Genomic DNA, 25,852 nt, shown 5'->3' on the forward strand with positions numbered 1-25,852 from the left:
CTGTTTGTATATGTGACATGTACGATTTGCATATTATTGCCACTCGAAATCGTTAAAAATCAGGCAAATAAGTAAAAATACCCCTGCTTTATTTGTATAATAATTGTAATTTTATAATTGTGATTATTCTAATTTCTAATGAAAATATAATTTGAGATGGCATTTGGTTTTAGAGACAAAATTTTAAGAATTAACCTAACAGATTCTTCTATAAAAATTGAAAGACCTGGAGAGGATTTTTTCAAGCAGTACATAGGTGGTACTAATATTATTGGGTATTTTTTAAATAAAGAGGTTGGAGGAGCTGTAGATCCTCTAAGTCCGGAAAATAAAATAATTGTAGCTCCTAGTGTTATAACCGGTTCTCCGGTTGCCGGTACTTCGAGGTTTTCGGTAGGTGCTAAAAGTCCATTGACAGAGGGTTTTGGAAAGTCAGAGGCTGGCGGGTTCTTTGGCCCGGAGCTAAAATTTGCTGGCTGGGACGCCATTATTGTTGAAGGAAAAGCCGCAGAACCTTGTTATATCTGTATTAAAGATGATAAGGTAGAGATTAAAAGTGCTAAGCATCTTTGGGGAAAGGATACAGGACCTGTACAGGAAATGATTCGTGAGGAAATGGGAGAGAAGAAGGCGCGTGTGCTTCAAACAGGTCCTGCAGGAGAAAACCTTGTGAGGTTTGCGGCTGTTTGTAATGAGCTAAAACACTGGAATGGAAGAGGAGGAATGGGCGCCGTATTTGGTTCTAAGAATTTGCGTGCAATCGCAGTAAAGGGTGACGATCGTGAGTTTATGAAAGAAGCAGTTAAGGTTAAAGAATATGCCCAATGGTTTGGTAAAAACTGGAAAAACCATGATAGCCTGGATGGCTTTGGTAAAGTAGGTACGATGGGTCTTCCCACTATTTTAAGTGGAATGGGAATTTTACCTACGCATAACTTCCAAATGGGTGAATTTGAGCATGCGGAAAAAATTGACAGAATCACCATTGAGAAGGAAATGGAGATGAAGCGAGAAGGTTGTTTTGCATGTCCTGTTCGTTGTAAGCAGGTAGTTAAAAAAGAGTCGAAAGACCCGGATAAAAATATTGATCCGGCATATGGAGCCCCTGAATATGAAACATTAGGTTCCATTGGTTCGAACTGTGGAATCCCCAATGCCGTAACCGTTTGTAAAGGTAACGAGATGACCGCGCGTTTTGGAATGGATTCCATTGGTTTAGGTATGACTATTGCTTTTGCTATGGAATGTTACGAAAAAGGCATTATCACCAAAGAAGATACCGACGGATTGGAATTGGTATTTGGTAACGAAGAGGCATTTTTGCGTATTATTGAAAAGATTGCTTTCCGTAAAGGTTTCGGTGATATTTTAGCAGAAGGCTCCTATAGGGCAGCACAAAAAATAGGAGGTGATGCCCCTAAGTATGCAATGACCGCTAAAAAAATGGAGTTTGCGGCTCATGAAGGCCGTGGTAAATGGAATGTAGCCCTTGGTTATGCAGTTTCTCCAAATGGTGGAGATCATGTGGTAGTTGAACATGACCATTGTTTTATGGGAGAACCAAACGAAGACCCTAAAGCTTTGGTTGATGGTAATGTTTTTTCTTTATTTAACTATGGAATTCGCAAACCTCTTGAACCTTGTTCTTTAGATCATGAAAAAGTACGTGCCTTTGTCATCCTGCAAAAGCTTTGGGGCGTGATGGATATGTTGGATATCTGTATTTTTCTTGCCGAGCCAAGTCGACGTATGATTTTGATGGAGCACCTGCCAGACCTTGTGAACCATGTTACGGGCTGGGATCTATCATTAAACGAACTCATAATAGCTGCTGAACGCAGTATTGTAATGGGACGTTTATTTAATGCCAAATGTGGGATTACGTCCAAGGATGAAGGATTGCCTGAGCGAGTATTTACACCTATGACCAACGGAGCAATAAAGGGTGTAGCTATTGACAAGAAAGAGTTTGAGGAAGCAAAAGAGCTTTATTATCATATGGCAGGTATGGATGAAAATGGAGCTCCACTGAAAGGAAAACTGGTGGAGCTGAGGCTGGAAGAATTGATGAGCTAATAGTGTGACCATATCGAATTAATATATAAGAAATCAATAAAAGAGGTAATGGTTCTTCCCTTTTGTCATGAGAGAAAGGGGAAGTACGCCGCCAATGGCGGGGGATGGGGATTTAAAGCTTAACCACAAAGACGCCGAGTATACCAAGATTTATATTTTTATGTTTCTTTGTGCTTTTGAAGCTTGGTGGTAAAAGAAATAAATGCATTTATTTGGTACCTCAAAAAAAGTTGTACTATTAACATCAGCTATAAATATTTTTGTTGGGGCTGATTGTGTTTAATATTATGATATTAATGAAGAAAATAACTATATCGGCACTAGGGCATCTCAGAGAGAAGATACAAGAGGAGACCGTTCTTGAACTTGAAAATTCTATTTCGGCCTTTGAGTTGGTCGAGAAGTTTTTCAGTATTCCCAAAACAGAGGCTCGTATGGCCTTTGTGATCAATGGGAAAATGCAAAGCGGTACTTATATGGTTCAGGAAGGAGATAGCATCAAGGTGCTGAAAATGGGTGGTGCAGGGTAGAAAATATAGAATTATACCTTTTCCAACGTTTCAAACTATGGAAAAGGTATAATAGCCAATGAGCAATCAACTATTGTTGGCAAACTCCGACGGACTAACCCCAAACTTCTCCTTAAATCGGGTTCTGAAAGTTTTTAAGTCATTATAACCTACCATCCAGGTTACTTCCGACACATTCATCTCACCTTGTTTTAGTAATTCGGCTGCATGTTTTAAGCGAATGTTACGAATAAACTGATTGGACGTTTCTCCTGTTAGTGCTTTTATTTTCCTGTTCAGATATATTCTGGATACGCCATATTTTTCAGCCATTTTTTCAACGGTAAACTCAGAGTCGGACAAGTGCTCCTCGATGATGGCCAATATTTTGTCCATGAATTTGGAGTCAGTAGAGTTATTGGCAATCAGGTTAGGAGAAATCTCTATTTCCTTCTGGAATTTATTACGCAGCTGCTCCCTGTTTTTTAGGATAGATAGGATGGATGCCTTGAGTACATCCATGTTAAAAGGTTTGTTTAAATAGCCATCGGCGCCAGTTTCGTAACCTTCAATTTGTGATTCCACAGTGTTCTTGGCTGTCAGTAAGATGACGGGGATATGGCTCGTTGATTCTGAGGTCTTAATTGTTTTACAAAGTTCTATACCATCAATATTGGGCATCATAATATCACTCACAATTAGATCAGGCATATTTTCTTCGCAGATATTCAGGGCAATTTGGCCATCTTCTGCTTCAAGGATTTCGAATTCATCCTTAAGGGATTGAACTACAAACATCCTTAAGTCGTGGTTGTCTTCCACTACCATTACCTTGGGCTTTATCTCCGGACTTTTAATGGTGTTTTCTTCAATATCGGGAATCGCATTAGCTCCTGTGCTCGGGCTATTAAACTGGTATTGGAATTCTCCTTCTTCAATTTCTTCGGTTTTATAGTGCGCTTTGCCCAAAGGTAAAGCTACAGTAAAAGTACTGCCTGTATTTTCTTCGCTCTCGAAGGAAATGGAACCATGGTGCAGTTCAACCATGGCTTTGGTTAAAGCTAAACCAATGCCAGTACCTCCAACGTTTTGTTGAAGCTGACTTCGGTCCCTGAAATACCGTTCAAAGATGTGCGCTTGAGCTTCACGTTTAATACCAATGCCCGTATCTTTTATATAAATAGATGCTTTTTCGGGCTCGCCTAAAACGCCCACTTCAATTGATCCTCCATTAGGTGAGTACTTAAAGGCATTTGCCAAGAGGTTGTAGATTATTCTTTCCAGTTTTTCGGGATCGGCCCAAATCATAAGGGCTGTCTCCTTGAGCTTAAGTTGGTAATCGATTTGTTTTTGGACTGCTAATTCACTAAAAGAATTATAAATGGTTTTAACGAACTCCGAAAGATTGATATTTCTGACCTTTAAGCTTAGCTTCTCTTGCTCTAACTTCCTGAAATCCATCAGCTGATTTATCAGCCGCATCATAATTTTAATGTTCTGGTTCATCAGGTTAAACAAGGTCAGCCTTTCTTCACTGGAGGAACTGTTGTTGTTTTTTATCAGTTTATCCAATGGGGCCGAGATCAAGGTTAATGGTGTGCGGAATTCGTGCGAGATATTCGTAAAAAAACGGAGTTTCATTTGCGACATCTCTTCAGCCTTATCCTTTTCCATATTGGCAAATACCAATTCGTTTTTACGCTTGTTCTTTTGTACCGATAGGTATCGTTGCAATAATATAAACCCAATGATAATTAAGAAGTATAGGATAAATGCCTGGGTGCTTTGATAGAACGGTGGTGCAATAGTAATTTTAACCGAGGCAGGTTGGTCGCTCCAAACATTATCGCTATTTGATCCTAATACTTTAAAGATATACTCACCGGGCGGAACATTGGTGTATTTTGCTATCCTTGTTTCGGCGCTGGCTTTGTACCATTGTTCGTCGAATCCCTGTAATATGTATTGATAATTGTTTTTTTGAGGGGTGTTATAATTTAAGCCTACAAAGCCGATGGAGAAACTATTGTCTTGAAACCTCAATTTGATTTCATCTGTAAATTGAATGGACCGCTCCAGAAAGGATTTTTCACCTGGCTTTACTTCCTGGTTTTTTATTAGAAGCTCGGTTAAGTACATGTGCGGTTTCTCATTGTCCGATTTGATATCTGAGGGGTAAAAAACATTAAACCCTTTAATTCCACCCAAAACGATCTGGCCGTTTTTTCTGATGACAGAACATATTTCAGAAAATTCATTGTCTTGCAATCCATCGGTAATATCATAGTTTATAACTTCATCGGATCTAGGATTAAATCGAGATAAGCCTTTGTTGGAAGTCAGCCATAGATATCCGGATTCATCTTCTGTTATAGATTTTATGGTATTGTTGGGCAGTCGGTTTTCGGTTGTGTAATTGGTAAATGAAACTTGTTCGTCGCCTAGGGGAGTATTGTATTTGAGCAAGCCACCCCCCATGGTTCCACACCAAATAGTACCGTCTTTTGCTTCGTAAATTTGCAAAACATAGTCGTGCGGAATGCTCCCAAGTTTACTATCTTGCGAGTATATCTCGAATTGAGGAACCTCTGATGCTGCCTGTTCCTTACTTAGTTTGTTGATGCCTTTATCCGTGCCAACCCAAATATTTCCGTTGCTGTCCTGAAGAATGCTTCTGACGATAAACGATGATATGGCGTTTGGGTTACCATCATCAGGTATCATATTTTTATATTGGGTAACCTCTCCATCTTTATTAAAGTTAACCCTAAAAAGACCAGCGCTATAGGTGCCAACCCAAATTGTAGAATCGTTTGTTGCCTCCAGCGCAAAAACAAACCCAAATTCATCAAAAAACTGAGGTCTGGGTTTAGTTTGCAATGTTTCACCATCGAATACAACAAGGCTGGTTGGATAACTGGTACCAACCCAAATTAAACTGTTGTGTTTGTCAGAATTGGGCAAGAATGTTTCCTCAATACAATACGCCCTGTTGGCATTGAGGTTTTCATTCACATTCATTTGTCGGAATCCATCGGCATAATCAGCATTCTTTGGCAAATAACTGATCCCTTGCTCTTCAGTGCCAATCCAAAGGTTCTGCTTATGGTCTTCAAACACGCTCCGGCATAGGTTATTACTTATACTTCCGGAGGTCAATGTGTGCTTGTAATGCTCAAAGCGTTTATTTTGTTCGGCAGCAATATTCACACCGCCACCTCTGGTTCCTACCCATACCTGTCCGTTAATATCAGCGCTGAGCCATGTAACCAGATTGCAGCTTAAACTATTATCTGTAAAGTTCTCGTTAAAAAAAAGGGTTTCATTCCATCGTTCATTGTCTTTCTCAAGCAAATATAATCCACTGCGGTTACCTACCCAAACCTTGTTGCTGTGATATAGAACGGTACTGCCTCTTAAACTGGAAATCTGATTGATGATGATATTTTCGTTATTGACAGAAGCCTCGCTTATACTATAGAATGCTCCGACAATAATTCCATTAGGGCCATCGCAAATGGATTCCACATTTAATTCATATTGCTTAAAATCAAAATGCTGAACTGGGGCATTGGGATTATTGATACAATATAAATGTAGGTTTGTGCCTATCCAAATGTTCTCGTCTTTATCCTGATGTAAACACTTTATGTTGTTAACAAAATCTGACTGCAAACGGGTATTGTTATCAATAATATCAACCTTAATTATTTTATTCATGGCAGCATTCATTTGAATGCGGTTAATGCCCAGCATGTTGGCTGACCAAATAATATTGTTGTTATCTACAATCAGTGTAGTAACATCATTACTGTTAAAAATAATATTGTCGGGCGTGTTGTAAAAGTTTGTAAATGTTTCCGTAAGCGGGTTGAATTTAGAAATTCCTTTATCATATGTACCTATCCAAATGTTTCCCAAGCTGTCTTCGTCAATACTTTTTATCAGATTACTTGAAATACTGTTCTTGCCTTCATTAGTGCGGTAGGTTTTATACGAGTAACCATCAAAGCGGTGCAAACCGTCCAGTGTGCCAATCCACATATAACCATGTTTATCTTGGTAGATATGATTTACATCGTTCTGAGGTTGATTCTTTAAATGTTTAATTCTGATAAAATCGCTACTGGTATTTGTTTGCGAAAAACCAAGACTTTGAACAAAAAATGTTGCTGCCAAAAATAATAAGTACAATAAGACTGAACGATTATAGTGTGTCATTTTCATGCTTTATTACCTATGTATACTCAAATTTAGTTCTTTTTACAAATAAAGAAAATCTTTTGCCAATTAATGTTTAAATGTTGTAATACAAAGGTTTTCAAATACACCCCAATGGTTTTCAAACACCCATTTAGTGTTCAAATACCCTCACTCAAACTGCTTTTTGCTCCCCTAAAACCAGACTTGTTCGGTTTACATTTGTTAACATGATTCAGCATTTATAAACAATTCTAAAATAAGCCTGAATCAAATTTGATGAATAGGAAATTAATTAAATCAAAATTCGAGTTTATGAAACAAATGCGAACAAAATCAAGAAAGCTGTTACTCTTGCTAGCATTCCTGATTATTTCTCTGGGTACGTTGTTGGCCCAGGAAAAACAAATAACAGGTGTGGTTACGGAAAAAGCAACAGCAGAACCCATTCCGGGTGTAAGTGTAGTTGTTAAAGGTACAACCAACGGAACGATTACCGATATTGATGGTAACTATAACTTGACGGTAAATCAAGGTGACGTTATTGTATTTTCTTTTATAGGATACACCAGTCAGGAAGTTACGGTAGCGGCATCCTCAACTATTTCGATAGAACTGGATGCAGATGTAGTTTCTTTAGACGAGATTGTGGCTGTAGGATACGGAGTTCAAAAGAAAAAAGAAATTACCGGAGCCGTTGCTCGAATCAAAACAGATGAAATGACAAGAGTTGTATCTTCTGATTTTACCAAAGCCTTGCAAGGGCAAATAGCCGGAGTAAGTGTTGTTGAGAGCAGCGGTCGCCCAGGTGAACAGGCTAATATTCAAATTCGTGGATTAGGATCTTTAAATGCTGATACCAACCCACTTTATGTTGTGGATGGAATTCCTTACGATGGAAACCCTAATATTGCGTCGGAAGATATTGAATCGGTAGATGTGCTTAAAGATGGAGCTGCGGCAGCTGTATACGGTACTCGTGCTTCTAATGGTGTTATCTTAATTACCACCAAAAGAGGTAAAGAAGGACAAATGAAAGTGAATTTCTCTTCTTATTATGGTGTACAGGATATTACTTCTGGTACTGAGCTGGCCAACACAAAAGAACATATCTACATTCAGGAAATGATGCAACGTTCGCAAGGTTCGCATACGCAATTAATTGATTATAGCCCCAATTTAATTGATTATGATACGGACTTTGTGGGTGCTATTACAGAAGATAATGCGACTATTCAGAGTTATAATCTTTCACTTTCAGGAGGTAAAGATGGATTAACTTACAATGTAAACACAAACTATTTTGATCAGGAAGGTATTCTTCGTCAGTCCGGTTACGACCGTTTTACTACCCGTTTGAATGGTAGCTTAAAAAAAGGAAAGTTTGATGCTTTTGTAAGTATGAGTATGATGCAGTCGAACAAAGAAAACGAGCCATGGGGATTGTATGATTATGCCATCTTTCAGCACCCTTCCCGACCGCCTTTGGGAACTTATGAATCAACAAACAACTCTATTCTGGTTGATAGTAACAACCCGGATCACGTGGGATTTTTGGCCAACTTATTAAGTAACGAAGACAATAGGAGAGAGAACAGTTATAATGTAACGGCAAACCTAAAATATGAATTCATCAAAGGTTTGACTTATCAGGCAAACCTGGGTATGGGTTACTGGAATTACAAACGTAAGCACTGGCAACCACAGTACTTAGTTTATGATAAGGATGGGGATGTAAATGAAATCGGTAGCCGAACCCAAGCTATTTTAGGAACCGATATATATAGCAGTACTAAATATACTATGGAGAATATACTTAGTTATTCTAAAAGTTTTGGTAATCATAGTATTGGGGCGGTGGCTGCATATACGATTGAAAAAACTGACAGAGAGGATATATCTATTGAAAAAAGAGATTTTTTAAGTAATTCTGTTCAGGTGTACGATGGAGCGAGTGAGTTGACAAAAATTTCAGGTTCTGATATTAACCGTAGAATCGTTGGTAAATTAGCCAGGATACAATATAATTTTAAAGACAGGTATTTCTTTAGTGCCAGCATTCGTCAGGATGGTTCTTCTGTGTTTGGTGAAGAAAACAGATATGGGGCATTCCCGGGAGCTTCAATAGGTTGGAATATTAGCGATGAGACCTTTATGGATCAGTTTGAATGGCTGGACAACCTGAAATTAAGAGCCAGTTACGGTGAGGTTGGTAACCAGGGAATTACACCTTACCTATATGATGCGTATGTCGAACCAAATATCGATTACGTATGGGGTCCGGAAGGTAGTGATGAGTTAGGTTCCGGCGCTATTCAAAGAACCTATGGTAATCCTTTTGTGCAATGGGAAACGAATATTTCAAGAAACATAGGTGTCGACTTATTGATGTTTAATGGTCAGTTTAGCTTTACCGCCGACCTGTATAAGAATGATAAAAAAGATATGCTAGCTAAGATTTATTTGCCAGCTTCTACAGGTACTACGGTAGCAGGTGATTGGGGAATCTATGATAACATTACTTCCAATATTGGTAACATGACCAATAAAGGTATTGAGTTGAGTTCGTACTTTAAACAGCGAACCAAGTTTGGTTTGAACTGGCAAATTACCGGTACGTTCACTAAAAATATTAACGAAATTGAGGATCTTGGGGAGTTAACAAGCCTTGCTAACGAAGACAGTAAACCGGGGGTGTGGCGTTCGGCATTTTTAGATGTAACTACCTATATGAAGCCGGGTTACGAGGCTGGATCCTTCTTTTTGATCCCAACAGACGGTATCTTCAATACGCAAGAAGAGTTAGACGCTCATATGTATACCAACAGTGAAACAGGCGAGGTTACTGCTATTCAGCCTAATGCACAACTTGGCGACCTAAAAATGATGGATACTAACAATGACGGAAAAATCGATGACCTGGATAGGGTTTATCAGGGATCAGGTATGCCTGACTTTGAAGCAAGTTTGATTTTTAATGCAGACTATAAAGGATTTGATTTTTCAACTCAGTTGTTTTATTCACAGGGGAACAAGGTGTTTAACGGAGCAAAATTATTTGCTTATAGCATGAAAAGACATAAGGACATGTATTATGCCTGGACTCCACAGAACAATACTTCTGATATTCCTGCCGCCAGAGCAAGTTCTGAGCATGAAAATTTCAGATCAAGAACAGACTACTTCCTTGAAGATGGTTCTTTCCTAAGAGTGAGAACGCTAACATTGGGTTATACTGTGCCAAAGCAAGTGTTTAATGGTAAAATTGATAGACTTAGGGTTTATGTGACAGGCCAAAACCCATTTACATTTACCAATTACGAAGGTTACGATCCGGAGATTGGTGGAAACGGAGTGTCAAACAGAGGTGTTGATAAAGGAAATTATCCAGTAACACGTAAGTTCTTATTTGGTGTAAACGTTGATTTTTAATCCCCATTTAATAGAAAATAATTATGAACAAAATATATAAATATAGCTTAATGTTCTTCTTGCTGCTTGGTGTGCTTACCAGTTGCGAGGACGAATTATTAGACCAGGCAAACCCGAATGCCATTACCACAGGTTCGTTCTGGCAGTCGGCTGACGATTTCGATAAAGCCGTTAACGCAATGTATAGTGCTTTGCAATTTCCGGCAGTTAGTGGAGGTGAAGTAACCAAAGCAATGTTGATTGGTGACATGGCTGGTACCGAAAGCTGGTACGGTAGCGCCTTAACGTTTACCAATTTAACATGGAACGACGCAACGGCTTATGTAGTGGACCGCTGGTCGCAATTGTATGTAGGTATTTTAAGAGCAAACCAAGTGCTTCATTACGTTGAAGGAGCAAGTTTTTTTACTGAAGAAGAAAAAACTTCGATAAAAGCACAGGCACGTTTTCTTCGAGGATATAATTACTTTTTATTAGCAGTTACCTATAATCAGGCCATTATTCAGGATAAGCTAGCGTTCTCGTCAGATGATTTCCATAAACCAATGAGTACTCGCGAAGAAGTTATAAATGCCATGGTAATTCCTGATTTAACTTATGCCTATGAGCATTTGCCTAAAACATGGGACGGTAACCAAAATATAGGTCGTTTCACATGGGGGGCTGCTGCATCTATGTTAGGTAAAACTTATTTGTACGAGAAAGACTTTACCAATGCTGCTAAGTATTTTAAAGAAGTAATTGATGAGGCTGATGACAATGGTTTGTACCGTTTGGTTACTACTTACATGGATAACTTTACCTTGGAAGGAGAGTTTAATTCTGAATCTATTTTAGAGGTTGCTTTCTCCGATAATTACAAAGCAGGAGCTAGCGGAGCCCGACAAGATGATATTGGTTCTGTTCCCGGATCTGAGGCGCAAAATTATCCCAGTGCATTTGCAAGTATTGTTGGAGCAGGGGGGTATAATACGGTATTGCCAACTTATTGGTTGCAAGAGTTATTTGTTGCAGGTGATTCTATAGATGTTGGCAAAACTATCAATGCAGGTATGAGATATTCTCAACGTACCTATGCTTCTATTGTTGTTGAATATGGAGATGGGGAATATTACAATGCTCCACTCACCGCAACGGATGATGAAAAGAGTAAAGCTAACTTTAACTACGGACAAGGTTCAAAAGTGAAGAAGTGGACAAACTGGTATTGGAAAGATACGGAAGATGCTAGTACAGGAGCTCGTTGTGGTATCAATATCCGTTTGATTCGTTTGGCCGATGTTTACTTGATGTATGCAGAATCTGTTTTAGAAAGAGATGGAGAGTCTGGCGTTGCGGAAGCATTAACTTATATCGAAAAAGTTAGGGAAAGAGCCGGTGTTTTAACGCTACAACAATATATGGACGAAAAAGGAGGAATGATGCCAAAATTAGACAAGCCTCGTTTCCCTCACGGTTTAGCAGAGCATGAATTGGTAAACCTAAATGCCGCTAACTTAATGACTCACTTAAGAATGGTAGAGCGTCCATTAGAGTTGGCTTTTGAAGGTTATCGCTGGTACGATTTAGTACGTTGGGGAATTGCTGCAGATGTTTTTTCGCAAAGATTAACAGAGCAGGGATTAATCTCTGATAAATTAATCGGTAACTATATTAATAAGGATGATGGTTCTGCCGATGAAAAGATTTTCCCATTATACTTAAACGAAAGGGTTAGACCTGACTGGACCGTGCCAACTGCCACATATAACAGTGCTACACACGATTATTTCCCGGTACCATCTATCGAAGCTCAAAGAAATAAATTGTTACAAGAATAAACTAAGTAGATTATGAACAAGAAATATATAAATATAGGAATCATTCTATCGTTGTTTGTATTGCTGTTTACGGCATGTGACGATGATTATGAGGCTCCGGGAAGTGATGTCAACCACGCTTTTATCACTACTTCTTTCGGAAACAAAACAAACAGAACGCAAATTAACAATAGAGTTAATTTAATGGACTTCTCAAAAGGTGTTAAGTCCAGAACCTGGACTTTTGGTGACAATGTAGTTGATTTAGATTATAACCCTATTGCTTCATCCACAGAGGAGTATCCCAAAATTAGGTTTACAACACCTGGTCAGCATTCTGTAATTTTGACACAAACATATAATGGTAATGTGTGGATAGGTGAAACAGAAACCTCTTCAGCTAGTTATGATACTACCATTACCATTACTGTTGTGGATAGTATTAGAGCTGATTTTTCCGCAGTTAGGGTACAGGAAGGAACAACTTTAACTAATGCAGAAGGTGCACTAAATGTAATTGAAGGAGGTAGGGAAATTTCATTTACCGATTTAAGCACAGGTGAGCCTAACGACTTAAAATGGATTCTATCCAGACCCGATGGGTTTAGAAGAGAGGTTACCGAAGCTCCTTATACCACAAAGTTAAACAGTGTGGGTAACTATGATGTAACCTATATCGCTTCAAGTGATTTTGGAAAGGATACGCTGGCATTTAAGGACTATATCAAAATTATTCCATCTACTGATCCAATGATTTTGGAATCAATCACAGCTGATAAAAAAATCAGATTAACATACAGTCGTGATGTAGAGTATCCGGCCTACTGTGATCCAGCATCCATTACATTAAATATTACAAATGATGGTAATCCCGTTAGTGGTATTACGGTAACTGGTTTTTCTCTTGATGCTAATATGCCAAACATTATCATTTTATCATTAAGTAATGAAATCTATAATACAGATGAAATTACTATTAGCTACGATGATGCTGTTGGTAATCTTGTATCTGCTGATGGTATGAAGATCGATTCATTTACCGATGAAGCAGTAACTTTCACCACCCGCAAAGATTTATTTGAGGTGACCGGATTTGATGGTACTGTTGAGAATTCTACAAATTACAACTGGGCTTATGCCTGGTGGGGTGGCGAATGGGGTAAGTACAATATCGGTAATAATGTAAGTACTGCTGAGGTTTATGAAGGTACACAAAGTTTATATTTTGATATGCAAACCAACGGCGGGGCCATATTGAACTTCAGAAATGACGCAGGTACTAACCTGAATACCGTTCCGGTAGAAGCTGGAAAACTTTATGAAGGGTCATTCTGGATTTATATTGAGGAACAAGGAACTGAAGCTTCTAATCTCTTGTGGATGTTACCAAACAACGGTTGGGCAACCATGATGGGAGTTTACTTAGGAGGAACAGAAACAACCGGAGAGTGGTACAAAGTGTCAACCAGGTACGAAGCTACAGCTACAGAAGACTTGAGTTTTGTTATTCGCGGTCATAACCCTACAGCAACTGGTCCTTTGAAAATCTATATTGATAATATGAAGTTTGAAGAGCTTGAAAGAAGACCATAATAATTTGATTTAAGGACGAGAGGGTGTCCGAAACTGAGTTTTTGAAAATTATAGACTTACGATTTGTAAGTGCCATGCAACTGGCTCTTCCCCCTGGCTTTGAAGCTAGGGGGAAGTACCGCATCGTAGATGCGGGGATGGGGGTTATTGAATATCTCAGCTTATCATCTGAAAGTTACTTTGTTAAGTTAAAACCGTTTGAGGGAACCTTCTTGCCTAATAATTTAAAACCTATTTAATCTGCCTTAGCTTAACTTTTAAAACGCAAATTTATCTGCCAATGCAAAAGTTAGCCATGTATATTGTATCATCATTTGTTTTTATTGGGAGTTTGTGCGCTCAAACAAAGGTAACAGTCGACGTCAATCTGGATGTAAAACGTAAGATAGCGGATATCACTTTAACGGACAGAAACAAGTTTATTACCATTCATGCCGACGTGGACGAAAGAGAATGGGATGGTGATAATTTTATTTCCGACTTAAAGGATGAATTCCTGAACGGTTTGTAATATTGGCAGTATTAAATGGAAAATGAACTGTGTTGATACAGAAGACCGAGACAGAGGTGGTTATATAATCCTGAGGGAATTGTTTAGAATGGACAAAGTAATATGATTAACTATTCAAACAGTGAATACAAAGCACAATATGATTAAAAAATAAAGCCATGATCCAAAATATATCCATATCCCTTTTGTTATTGATAACCCTTGCATGCCAACCTAAAGTAAGCATGCAAAGGAATTTCGATTTTAATACCGGTTGGCAGTTTTATGTAACGCAGGATAGTACTGCCCACAATATAGATTTGAGTGCCTTAGAATGGAAAACGGTACAATTGCCTCACGACTGGAGCGTGGAGTTTCCTTTCGATTCTGTTAAAGGAGAGGGTTGTACTGGTTATTTGCCTGGCGGAATAGGCTGGTACAAAAAAGAGTTTAATATGGATGTGTCCGATGATGAAAAGGTTTATGTTTGGTTCGACGGCGTTTATAATAATTCGGAATACTGGTTGAATGGACAAAAACTGGGTGAGCACCCCTATGGTTATTCTCCTTTTTATTTCGATTTAAGCAATCATTTGAACACTAATGGTAGAAGTAATGAGTTAGTGGTAAAAGTAGACCGCAGTAGATATGCCGATAGCCGTTGGTACTCGGGTTCAGGAATCTATAGGAATGTAAAGTTGGTGAAGGTTAATAAGCTGCATATACCTATTTGGGGTACTTTTGTTAAAACACCTTCGGTATCAGAGGATCAAGCCGTGGTTGAGATTGAAATCTCCGTAAATAATACAAAGGAGGAACACGAAACATGCGACGTCGTAACTGAAATTATTGATCCTGAAGGAACCGTTGTAGGCAGAATGGTAAATGAGGGTTGTTTCTCTAAATCTGGATCGTCGACTATTACCCATAAATTATCCCTGAAAAAACCTCGGTTGTGGGATATAAAAAAACCACAGTTGTATATTGCAAAAACTTCCATTATACGCAAAGGTGAACTCATCGATCAATATAGTACACCCTTTGGAATCCGTTCGTTTAGGTTCGATAAGGATAAGGGTTTCTTCTTGAATAATGAAAATATGAAGATTAAAGGCGTGTGTTTGCACCATGATGCCGGATTGGTTGGCGCTGCCGTTCCTAAAGGCGTATGGAGACGAAGATTACAATTGTTAAAAGATGCGGGATGTAATGCCATCCGTGTGTCACATAACCCTGCCTCTGATGAGTTTCTTGAATTGTGCGACGAAATGGGATTCCTGGTTCAGGACGAGTTTTTCGACGAGTGGGATTATCCTAAAGACAAGCGTTTTAATATGAACGAGCGTCACGATGATTATATTACCCGGGGTTATACCGAGCATTTTCAACAATGGGCCAAATTCGACTTAACCAACACCATGTTGGCTCACCGAAATCACCCATGTGTTTTTCAGTGGAGTATAGGTAACGAGATTGAGTGGACTTATCCTCGAAACGCGAAAGCAACAGGTTTCTTCGGCAACATGAACTGGGATGGAAATTACTTCTGGTCGCCACCGCCCTTTTCACCCGAAAGAATTAAAAAGGAATACGAAAGCTTACCAAAGCAGAAGTACGAGATTGGTAAAACAGCGCATAAACTGGCCAAATGGACAAGGGAACTGGATACCACACGACCTGTGATTGCCAACTGTATCCTTCCATCGGCCAGTTTGGAAAGTGGTTATGCCGATGCGCTTGATGTGGTGGGATATAGCTATCGCAGGGTAATGTACGATTATGCCAGGGGGAATTATCCTGATAAAACAGTGATGGGAACTGAAAACGTGCCCCAGTGGCACGAATGGAAAGCCATCGAAGATCGTCCATATATTTCAGGGACATTCCTTTGGACTGGTTTCGATTATATGGGAGAATCTAATGGTCATTGGCCCCAAAAAGCTACGCCTAGTGGATTGTTGGATCTGGCAGGATTCCCTAAACCACCTTATCATATGTATAAAACGTTATGGAACCATGAACCTCATATTTACATGTGTACCAATACCGCTGCGAAGTCTCAATACCATGTTGTGGACGGCAAGTTGCTCGAAAAGAAACCTGGTGCCTGGGAGCAATTCTTGTGGTTTTGGTACGACGTAAACGAGCATTGGAATTACAAAAAGGGGGAGGAGGTTATTGTAGAGGTGATTTCTAATGCTTCAAAGGTTGAGTTGTTGCTTAATGAAAAGTCTCTAGGAGTAAAAGAACTGGCTCAATTTCCAGATAGGATATATAAATGGTCGGTTCCTTTTGTGGCGGGTAAACTGGTAGCTAAAGCTGTGGAATCAGAAGCGATGACCGAGATTCAAACATCAGGTAACCCCGCAGCTCTTAATGTGGAGGTTGATCATAACAGCCTATTAGCTAATGGTGCGGATGTTGCCCATATCGTTGTTCAGGTTGTGGACGAAAATAATAATCCTGTTAGGGATATGGAGCTAGAACTAATGTTTGAGGTTGCAGGCCCGATAATAAGTTTAGGGGTTGATAATGGATGCGAGCGAAATGTGCAGGCTTTTCAGTCCAACAAAATAAAAACACATCAAGGAAGAGCTATGATGATTGTGCAAGCCCAGGACAAAACAGGAAGTGGTACGATCATAATAAAATCGGACAACTTAAAACCTGTTGAAACTGTTTTAAGGGTTCAGTAAGTTGATAGATATTTAATGGCTAAATGCATTTGTTAAAATTGGCACTAGTGGTAAATGATAAACTCAACAAATACTATACATGCGTTATAGTTCTTTGACGTTTAGAGACATAATAGGTGCGAAAAAATGTAATTACCGATTGTATTTTAAGAATTTACACCCCTTAAGTTTAGAATAATAACCCTACGTTTGGTATGAAATAAAACAATCAAGTAACAATTTATATAAATACATATGAAATCATCATTATACGAAGGAAACAAGACCTTCACAGTAGTAGAAAAAGAAAAAGAAGAGCCAAAGGCTGGCGAGGTGCGCGTTAAAGTAGCATATTGTGGTGTTTGTGGAACCGATATGCATATCTTTCACGGGATGATGGACCAAAGGGTAAACATCCCGGAAACCATCGGTCACGAAATGTCAGGAACTATAGATGCAGTTGGCGAAGGAGTATCTGAATTTAAAGTTGGTGATAAGATTACCGTTCGCCCGTTGGATAACAGATTAGAAGAGGCTTCTGACAAGGGACACGGACACATAGCCAAAAAACTTAAGTTTATCGGTATCGATAGCTCCGGTGCTTTCCAACAATATTGGAATGTTCCTGCTTTTACACTTCACAAATTACAGGATGCTACAGATTTAAAACTGGCTGCCTTAATAGAGCCTTTGGCGGTTGCCTGTCACGATGTTCGCAGAGGTGGGCTAAAAGCTGGAGAAACTGCTGTTGTTTCAGGTGGGGGTCCTATTGGTTTATTGGTAGCTATGGTGGCCAAAAGTAAAGGTGCTAAGGTTATCCTTTCGGAGGTGAACGATGTACGTGTTAAGATGGCCGAGAAAATGGGATTCGAAGTGGTTAACCCGGCTAAAACCGATTTGGTTGAGTACGTTGACAAGAAAACCAACGGTGGTTTGGCCGATGTAGTTTTCGAAGTAGCGGGTGTTCAGCCATCTCTTGATGTAACTACTGAAGTAGCTGGTATTCGCGGTCGTATTGTAATGGTTGCTATCTACGGTGAACCAAAACCAGTAAATCTTTTCAAATATTTTTGGAAAGAATTGACTTTAATCGGAGCGCGTGTATACGAAAAAGAAGATTTCGATGAGGCTATCGATTTAATTACCAAAAACGAATATCCATTTGAAAATATCATTACCGATACGAAGCCATTGGAGAAAATTCAGGAGCTTTTCGAAAGCATTGATGCTAACCCAGAGGGTATGAAATTTTTGGTGGATTGCCAATAAAAGCCGTTGGCTTTTTATCAGTATTCAGTTGGAGCGAAGCGACATCCCGACACCTTAAAATTAATTTTGGCGGGAAAGCAGTCATTTACAGCTTGCTTGAATAACCCTGGGTTTTAATCCAGGGAATAATAAACAAAAAATTACTGTCGCATTACTTGGTTGGCAGATATACTAGCAAACTTTGCGACGGGATTGATAGCAGGTGTTGAGGTATTCACCATCAATTCTCCATCTTGGAAAACAAACATTTAAACAACTATACAAATAATAAAAAAATGATAAACGTAAACGAATTATTCGATTTATCCGGAAAGGTTGCATTGGTAACCGGAGGTACTCATGGTATTGGTATGGCATGTGGTAAAGCATTAGCCGCCGCAGGAGCAAAATTATGTGTGAATGATATAGATGATGCTAAGCTGACGGAATGTAAAGCTGAGTATGCTAAAGACGGCATTGATGTGTATACCATTAACTTTAATGTATGTAGCGAAGAAGGCGTAGATGCTGGTGTTTCTCAAATTGAAAAAGAAGTAGGACCGATTGATATTCTTGTAAATAATGCAGGTATCATTAAGCGTATTCCTATTTTAGATATGCCAGTTAAAGAGTTCGAACAAGTGATTAATGTCGACCTTGTTGCTCCATTAATTGTAGCTAAAAGAATTGCTCCGGGAATGATCGAGCGTCGTCAGGGAAAAATCATCAACATGTGTTCAATGATGAGTGTTTATGGTCGTCAGAACGTATCAGCTTATGCAGCGGCTAAAGGTGGTTTAAAATTATTGACAGAGAACATGACTTGTGAATGGGCTAAATATGGTCTTCAAATCAATGGAATCGGACCTGGTTATATTGCTACTGCTCAAACAGCTCCTATCCGTGTAGGTGGTCACCCATTCAACGATTTGGTTATGACTCGTACGCCTGCTAACCGTTGGGGAGAGCCAGAAGATGTAGGTAATGCAGCATTATTCTTAGCTTCTAAAGCAGCTGAATTTGTTAATGGTCATATATTATATGTAGACGGTGGTATCCTTGCTAACTTTGGATACGTTAAAGGAGAAAACGAAGTAGAATAATCTTACCCCCTGGAAATAAACAAACTAATCATATTGTAAACCTGAGTTGGATAAGGAACCTATCTAAAACTCAGGTTTTAACCTAAATAAGAAAATGTAATGGGGGCAGAAATATTGAAATTTGATCATTATATAAATGGTCAATGGCTTAAGCCGGATAACGGTGAAACCCTGGAGGTTTTAAATCCATCCAATGATGAAGTGGTGGGTTTAATTGCTAAAGGAAATAAAAAAGATGCTGAGGTAGCTTTAAAAGCTGCCGAAACTGCTCAAAAAGATTGGGCTAAAGTGCCGGCGCGAAAACGTGCTGAATTACTTTATGCTTTAATAGACCAAATAAAAGCCAACAGAGAAGAAATTGCAACAGTGTTAACGAAGGAGCAGGGTAAGCTTTTTAAAGTAGCCCAGTTTGAGGTGGATGTATGTTGTAGTTTTATTCAGTATGCTTGTGAATGGGCACGTAGAATTGAAGGTGATATTGTTCCGTCGGATAACGAAAACGAGCAAATCTGGATTCAGAAAGTGCCTCGCGGAGTTATTGTTGCCATAACAGCGTGGAATTTTCCATTGGCTTTGGCAGGTCGTAAGTTAGGTCCTGCTTTGGTGGCGGGTAATTCAATAGTTATAAAGGCTACCGACGAAACACCAATGTCGACCTTGATGTTGGGAGAGTTGGCTAAAAAAGCCGGTATTCCTGATGGACTCATCAATATCGTTACCGGTCCGGGAAGAGAAATTGGAGATGCCTTGGTGCGTAACCCCATAACCAAGATGGTTACCATGACAGGTAGTACGCCTACCGGGCAGGCTATCATTAAAGCAGCATCTGATAATATGGCGCATGTTCAATTGGAATTGGGAGGTAAAGCACCTTTTATTGCTTTTGAAGATGCAGATATCGATGAGGCTGTGGAAGGAGCGCTTCATTCTCGATTCGACAACTGTGGCCAGGTTTGTACTTGTAACGAGCGTATGTATATCCACGAGGATATATATGATGAGTTTATGGAGAAATTCATGGCAAAAGTAAAAGGCATCAAAGTAGGAGATCCATTTGACCCAACGTCCGATATGGGAGCGAAGGTAAATAAATCGGAGCTGAAACACATGCAGGAGCTGGTGGATGTAGCCGTAAAAGAAGGAGCTACCTTGGCTTACGGTGGTAAAAAACCCGAAGGAGCCGGGTTCGAAAAAGGAAACTGGTTTATGCCAACCGTACTTACTGATGTAAAGCAGGATATGACCATCGTTCACGAAGAAGCATTCGGACCTATTTTGCCGGTTCTTAAATTTAAGGACTTTGATGAGGTAGTGGGATATGCCAACGATTGTGAATTTGGCTTGGCAGCTATGGTATATACCAACGATATGAACCGTATTATGAAACTGAACCAGGAGCTTGAGTTTGGTGAAATATACATCAACCGAGGCCATGGAGAGTTACACCAAGGTTTCCACAACGGTTACAAAATGTCTGGTACAGGTGGTGAAGACGGAAAATATGGCTTTGAGCAGTATCTGGAAAAGAAGACTTTCTACGTACGTTTCAAAGTCTAGAAAAAGGACTAACAAAGACTCGGAGACACGGTTTTTTATAATTCCTGTTTCCTGAGAAGAGGTGTTAAGTAAGCCGATTGAAAATCAAGCACTAAAGTGTAAGATATAATAGCCCAGGGCATCGCCCTGGGAAATTAACAAAGAAAAGGTGCAATCATTTGGTTGTTGGAAATACAAACTTGTTTTGTGCCGAAATTGTACGAAGATTCAATAACCTATGTTTTGGTCTTTATAAATCAACATCGAGATAAAAAGAAAACTCTGTGCCTTTGCATCTCTGTGTTCATAAATCCATTTGGAAACCATGACAAAAATTAAAAACATTAACACCCGCATTTTTAAAGTGCCTTTAGCTGAGGTTCTTTCAGATGCTAAACACGGTGACCATTATCATTTTGAGTTGATTACTTCTACAGTGACTCTTGAGGATGGTAGTGAAGGGACAGGTTACACCTATACGGGAGGTAAAGGCGGTCATGCCATCAAGGCGATGATCGATCATGACTTTGCACCTGTGCTTTTGGGTAAAAATGGTGACGAAATAGAAGAGATTCACGATTTTATGTGGTGGCATATCCACTATGTGGGTCGAGGTGGTATCGATGCTTTTGCTATGGCGGCCGTAGATATTGCACTTTGGGATATCCGCTGTAAAAAAGCGGGAGAGCCTCTTTGGAAAGTAGCAGGAGGTAATGATAATACCTGTAAGGCTTACTGCGGAGGAATCGACCTTCAGTTTCCTTTGCCAAAGTTATTGAATAGTATTCAAGGTTACCTGGATAGAGGATATAATGCGGTAAAAATAAAAATCGGGCGAGATAACATGGATGAAGATATCGAGCGTATCAAGGCAGTGCGAGAATATGTTGGCCCTGATGTGACATTTATGGTAGATGCCAACTATTCTATGAGTGTTGATCAAGCCATTGAGTGTGCGAACCGTTTCAAAGAATATAATATTTACTGGTTCGAAGAGCCAACTATTCCTGACGACTATAAAGGATTTGGTAAGATTGCCGATGCTACAGGTGTGCCATTGGCAATGGGAGAGAACTTACATACCATTCACGAGTTTGAATACGCCATGGCAGATGCCAGGTTATCCTTTGTTCAGCCGGATGCATCTAACTGTGCCGGTATTACAGGATGGTTGAAAGCAGCAAAGTTGGCGGCAGAAAACAATATCCCTGTTTGTTCGCACGGAATGCAAGAGTTACACGTAAGTCTTGTTTCGTCGCAACCTAATGCCGGTTGGATTGAAGTGCACAGTTTCCCTATTGATGAATATACAAAACGACCATTGGTGGTTGAGAATCATAGGGCAGTAGCTCCTGATACACCAGGTATTGGTGTGGAGTTCGACTGGGATAAACTGGCAGAATACGAGGAGAAATAGAAATCAGCTTACAGTTATTGGCAAGTAGCTAAAAGCGAAAAGCGAAAATATGAAATCTACAAAAAACAGTTTTGGAAATTATAACGGTCAGGAAGTAACCCAGTTCGTTTTAGAAAACAACAATGGGATGACTGTAAAGATTTTAGATTTAGGGGCTACCATCAGTTCCATAACAATTCCAGGGAAGGGCAACAAACCCACCTCTATAGTATGTGGGTTTGATACCCTGGATGGGTATTTTTCAGAGGAATACAAAGCCAATGCACCGTATTTCGGTTGCACCGTAGGTCGGTACTGCTCGCAAATAAAAGATGCCAAGTTCGATTTAGACGGACAGACATACCAGCTGGCAAAAAATTGTGGAGAGAACAACTTACATGGAGGAACCGTAGGTTTCGACAAGAGAATGTGGGATGCTACTTCGGTAGAATCAAATGGTAAGATTGGTGTTCAATTTCAATTGAAGAGTAAGGATAAAGAAGAAGGATTCCCTGGAGATGTGGAGGCCCAGGTTGTTATGCTGCTCAGCAACGATAACGAGTTGATTTTAAATTATAGTGCGACTACCAATAAAACAACTCCGCTTTCCATGACCAATCATAGCTACTTCAATCTTTCGGGATTTAAAAGAAATGTGGAAGGATTTAAGTTGCAGGTGAATACCGATAAACTGCAAGAAATGGATGAAACAGGGGCTGGTACAGGAAAGATATTAGATGTAACAGGAACAGCCAATGATTTAAGGAAAGGAAAGGTAATAAAAGAGGTTCATGATGAATTGGGCGACGGTTTTGAGCATTTTTATGTGTTTGATAATGCGAGTGAGGATTTAATACAGACAGCTAAAATAGAAGATTCGGAATCGGGAAGAAGCCTTGAGGTATATTCAACCGAGCCATGCATGCTTTTCTATACGGCCAAATACATGAGCAATGAACTCAAAAGAACCGAAGAGGAAAAATATGGTAAATACCGTGCTTTTGCCTGCGAAACACACCGTTGGCAAAACGGACCAAACATCGAAGGTTCTCCAAAGACGTTTACTAAGGCAGGTGAGGAGTTTAAAAGTAAAACTGTATTTAAGCTTAGTTGGTAGCAGGAAGTCAACTGTTATACGCCTTTACAAAGGTTGGTAAATAGAATATAATATTAACAAAAATAATAGCGATTACTTAGTGTTTTTTTCGGATGCACTTTGTAGTCAGTCATCTAAAATAAATCTAAATTTATGATTGGAGTTTTATTAGCAATATCAGCAGGGGTAATGCTTGGGTTTTGGGCAATGCCCGAAAAGTATATTAAAAACTATGCATTTGAAAATGCATGGGGACTTTGTTATGTGTTTATGCTATGGTTAATACCCTGCATCGTTGCATTTTCTATGATCAACGACTTTGGTCAGGTTTTATCAGATGTAGGCACACCTGTGTTACTAAAAATGTTAATACCTGGTTTCTTATGGGGTATGGGTATGATGTTATGGGGTAAAGCCATTAATTACATCGGTATGTCCTTAGGTTTCTCCATATTTATTGGAACAATTATTTGTGTAGGCTCTTTGTTGCCTTGGGTGTTGTCGGCATTACCAGAAATGAGCAAGATGGTAACCATTCTTATTGGAATTGCGGTGATATTGGCGGGAATAGTATTTAATGGTCGTGCTGGAATCTTGCGTTCCGAGTCCAAAAGTGCTGGAGATACAGCTGCCGGTTCCTCCATGTTAACCGGTATTGTAATAGCTATTATTGGTGGTGTTTTGTGCACAGGATTTAACGTTGCATTAGAAATTACCTCCAATGGTGAAGCTGCCAAGAATATTATTGGCGAAATGATTGTAAAAAACAACAATGAACCCTGGTTAGCTTCTGTTGCATCCATGTTTATCGTATATGTTTCGGGTGGTATATTTGTTGTTCCTTATTTTATTGTTATGCTCACAAAGAATAAATTATGGGGTAGCTTTAATGTTGCGGGAGCGGGAAAGAATGTTTCCTTAACCGGTTTGATGGCAGTGTTGAACTTTACAGCTTCGATTATTTTTGCGTATTCTTCTTTTGTATTAGGAAAAGTAGGTGGTTCTGTAGGGTATGCCATTTTCAACACACTTTCAGTAGTAACTGCGGTAATAGCCGGTGTTATAACAAAAGAGTGGGCGGGAGCTCCAAATGTTGCGAAAACATCATTGTATATTGGATTGGCTGCTATGGTCGGTGGTGTAATGGTGATTGCATTTGGTTAATTTATCGTATTCTTATTTAAAGCTATAACGAGGACAGGCCAAAAACAAATTTTGTTTTTGGCCTGTCCTCGTTAGTTGCCAACATAATATTAATATCTTTGTTCCATTGGGCAAAGTTCAAGCAAGCTTGGCTTTACACTCATTTGTTACAAAGATTGATGAATGCATATGTTTATTTGGCATTATAAAGCCTTTCGCCTTTCATTGTTAAATAACAATGCATTTAATTTTATTACATACGTTATCCGAAATTCTGTCAGAATAAGATGTCGGCGCTTGTGGCCATAATAGTAGGTGCTTAAGTTTAACTCATTAGTCCTTCGTAAAAATCGATGTTCTCAGCATTTAATATATTCACGGGCAATAGGTTTAGTGGGTTTGTTTTTTCTTTTCGGAACAATGAATTGAATAATAACATGACAGCATTAAAGCCTTGCGATTTAGATTGCTGACCAATTATAATATTGATATAACCTTCGTGCATATAGCATATATTTTCTCTTAGGGTATCGAATCCGATTACAACGATGTCTTTGCGGTGGTGTTTCTTTAAAATAGATGCGATTTTATAGGCCCTGGAGTTAGGTACGTATATGATTTGAATATTACCCTTGTTCTGTAAAAAACGTATTAATTGTTTGTCGTATTCCGATTCGTCGTTACTTATTTTAATATCTAAATGGTATATATGCGATGGATTGAATTTTATATTTTCAAAGTATTCCATAAATCCATTAATTCTATCGTGAAGGTGCGAATATTCCTGCGTTTCTTTTGAAATGTATGCAATTAGAATGTTATTGTTCTTTTTCAATGCCAAATGGCATAAACTGGCAGCTGTTCTGCCAGCAGCAATTGGGTCTTGACCAACAAAGGATAACGGGTTGATTTCTGAATGTTGAATATTGATATGAACAAATGGGATACTGTTATTGTGAAGCAGTTTGGCAAAACGTGAAGATTCTTCAAAAAACATTGGCACATACACAACACCATCGGGATTTAATTGTAGAACTTGATCGCAGGCGGTCTTAAAATTTTCCTTTCTGGGCAAATACAGAATAGTTTCAATCTTGACTTTAAATGAAGCCAACTCCGTCATCGCACTTTCAATTCCGGCAAATGGTCGTTCCCAATATTTTGTGTCGGAAGGATTAGGAATGAGACAAACGATATGTAGTTCTTTTTTTAAAGCCAGGTTCCGGGCCATGATGTCAGGTGCGTAACCCAGATCCTGGATAGCTTTTTCTACTTTTACTTTCGATTTTTCTGAATACCTGCCGCGCTGGTGGATGACGCGGTCTACGGTTCCCGCAGAAACTCCTGCTTTCTTTGCAATATCTATTATTCTTATCTTCATGCGAATCAAGAAAGTCAGCGTCGGTCATAATTAACCGAAGCTGCAGTTGTTATAAATCAGTTTTTTTAAATCAAAATTTGAATAGGCAAACAGCTAAAATAGATTTTATCATGATGAGCTATCTCATTGGGTTGTTAAAAATTCCCGTTGATAATTGTTTGCATCTTTTTAATAT

15 protein-coding genes are annotated in these 25,852 nt (G+C 39.2%); 13 read left to right on the top strand and 2 right to left on the bottom strand.

All coding sequences use genetic code 11. From position 1 onward, the window contains the following. The first annotated feature begins 156 nt into the window (after positions 1-156). Both ACRD64_RS14690 and ACRD64_RS14695 read left to right on the top strand, forming a co-directional pair. Positions 157-2,076 (top strand): aldehyde ferredoxin oxidoreductase family protein, encoded by a 1,920-nt coding sequence (locus ACRD64_RS14690; protein WP_430934200.1) that lies wholly within the window; start codon positions 157-159, stop codon positions 2,074-2,076. 296 nt (positions 2,077-2,372) lie between these two features. Continuing rightward, on the top strand, positions 2,373-2,606 hold the full coding sequence (locus tag ACRD64_RS14695) for a hypothetical protein (RefSeq protein WP_430934201.1): 234 nt from the start codon (positions 2,373-2,375) through the stop codon (positions 2,604-2,606). A gap of 66 nt (positions 2,607-2,672) precedes the next feature. Here ACRD64_RS14695 and ACRD64_RS14700 read toward each other — a convergent pair whose 3' ends face one another. Continuing rightward, positions 2,673-6,806 carry a hybrid sensor histidine kinase/response regulator gene (locus tag ACRD64_RS14700; RefSeq protein WP_430934202.1) on the bottom strand — a complete coding sequence of 1,378 codons (4,134 nt, stop codon included), beginning with the start codon at positions 6,804-6,806 and terminating at the stop codon, positions 2,673-2,675. A 294-nt stretch (positions 6,807-7,100) separates the two neighbouring features. Between ACRD64_RS14700 and ACRD64_RS14705 the strand changes: the two genes are divergently transcribed. From ACRD64_RS14705 to ACRD64_RS14755, 11 genes are all read left to right on the top strand, one after another. Then, entirely contained in the window at positions 7,101-10,217 is a 3,117-nt protein-coding gene (locus tag ACRD64_RS14705) for a SusC/RagA family TonB-linked outer membrane protein (RefSeq protein WP_430934203.1), read from the top strand. A gap of 23 nt (positions 10,218-10,240) precedes the next feature. After that, positions 10,241-12,037, top strand: coding sequence for a RagB/SusD family nutrient uptake outer membrane protein (locus ACRD64_RS14710; protein ID WP_430934204.1), 1,797 nt, complete (start codon positions 10,241-10,243; stop codon positions 12,035-12,037). A 12-nt stretch (positions 12,038-12,049) separates the two neighbouring features. Next, positions 12,050-13,609, top strand: coding sequence for a hypothetical protein (locus tag ACRD64_RS14715; RefSeq protein ID WP_430934205.1), 1,560 nt, complete (start codon positions 12,050-12,052; stop codon positions 13,607-13,609). Between the two features lie 280 nt (positions 13,610-13,889). After that, a complete protein-coding gene (locus ACRD64_RS14720) occupies positions 13,890-14,120 on the top strand; it encodes a hypothetical protein (RefSeq protein WP_430934206.1) in 231 nt (76 codons plus the stop codon). Positions 14,121-14,278: 158 nt separating this feature from the next. Next, on the top strand, positions 14,279-16,795 hold the full coding sequence (locus ACRD64_RS14725) for a glycoside hydrolase family 2 TIM barrel-domain containing protein (RefSeq protein ID WP_430934207.1): 2,517 nt from the start codon (positions 14,279-14,281) through the stop codon (positions 16,793-16,795). A gap of 234 nt (positions 16,796-17,029) precedes the next feature. Beyond that, positions 17,030-18,043, top strand: a complete 1,014-nt coding sequence (locus ACRD64_RS14730) for a zinc-dependent alcohol dehydrogenase (RefSeq protein WP_430934208.1) — start codon at positions 17,030-17,032, stop codon at positions 18,041-18,043. Between the two features lie 233 nt (positions 18,044-18,276). Beyond that, positions 18,277-19,125, top strand: coding sequence for a gluconate 5-dehydrogenase (locus ACRD64_RS14735; protein ID WP_430934209.1), 849 nt, complete (start codon positions 18,277-18,279; stop codon positions 19,123-19,125). Between the two features lie 99 nt (positions 19,126-19,224). Further along, positions 19,225-20,682: an aldehyde dehydrogenase gene (gene aldA, locus ACRD64_RS14740; protein ID WP_430934210.1), complete on the top strand. Its 1,458-nt coding sequence runs from the start codon at positions 19,225-19,227 to the stop codon at positions 20,680-20,682. Between the two features lie 304 nt (positions 20,683-20,986). Beyond that, the gene (locus ACRD64_RS14745; RefSeq protein ID WP_430934211.1) at positions 20,987-22,078 is read left to right on the top strand and encodes a mandelate racemase/muconate lactonizing enzyme family protein; all 1,092 of its coding nucleotides are present in this window, start codon (positions 20,987-20,989) and stop codon (positions 22,076-22,078) included. Positions 22,079-22,127: 49 nt separating this feature from the next. Continuing rightward, positions 22,128-23,174: an aldose epimerase family protein gene (locus ACRD64_RS14750; RefSeq protein ID WP_430934212.1), complete on the top strand. Its 1,047-nt coding sequence runs from the start codon at positions 22,128-22,130 to the stop codon at positions 23,172-23,174. A gap of 132 nt (positions 23,175-23,306) precedes the next feature. After that, complete coding sequence (locus ACRD64_RS14755; RefSeq protein ID WP_430934213.1) at positions 23,307-24,317, top strand: L-rhamnose/proton symporter RhaT; 1,011 nt, start codon at positions 23,307-23,309, stop codon at positions 24,315-24,317. Between the two features lie 304 nt (positions 24,318-24,621). On the opposite strand, the gene ACRD64_RS14760 is transcribed toward ACRD64_RS14755, so the two are convergent. Further along, positions 24,622-25,677, bottom strand: coding sequence for a substrate-binding domain-containing protein (locus ACRD64_RS14760; protein WP_430934214.1), 1,056 nt, complete (start codon positions 25,675-25,677; stop codon positions 24,622-24,624). Between the last annotated feature and the right edge of the window lie 175 nt (positions 25,678-25,852).

It is taken from the genome of Saccharicrinis sp. 156 (assembly GCF_050589685.1).
Classification (GTDB): domain Bacteria; phylum Bacteroidota; class Bacteroidia; order Bacteroidales; family Marinilabiliaceae; genus Saccharicrinis.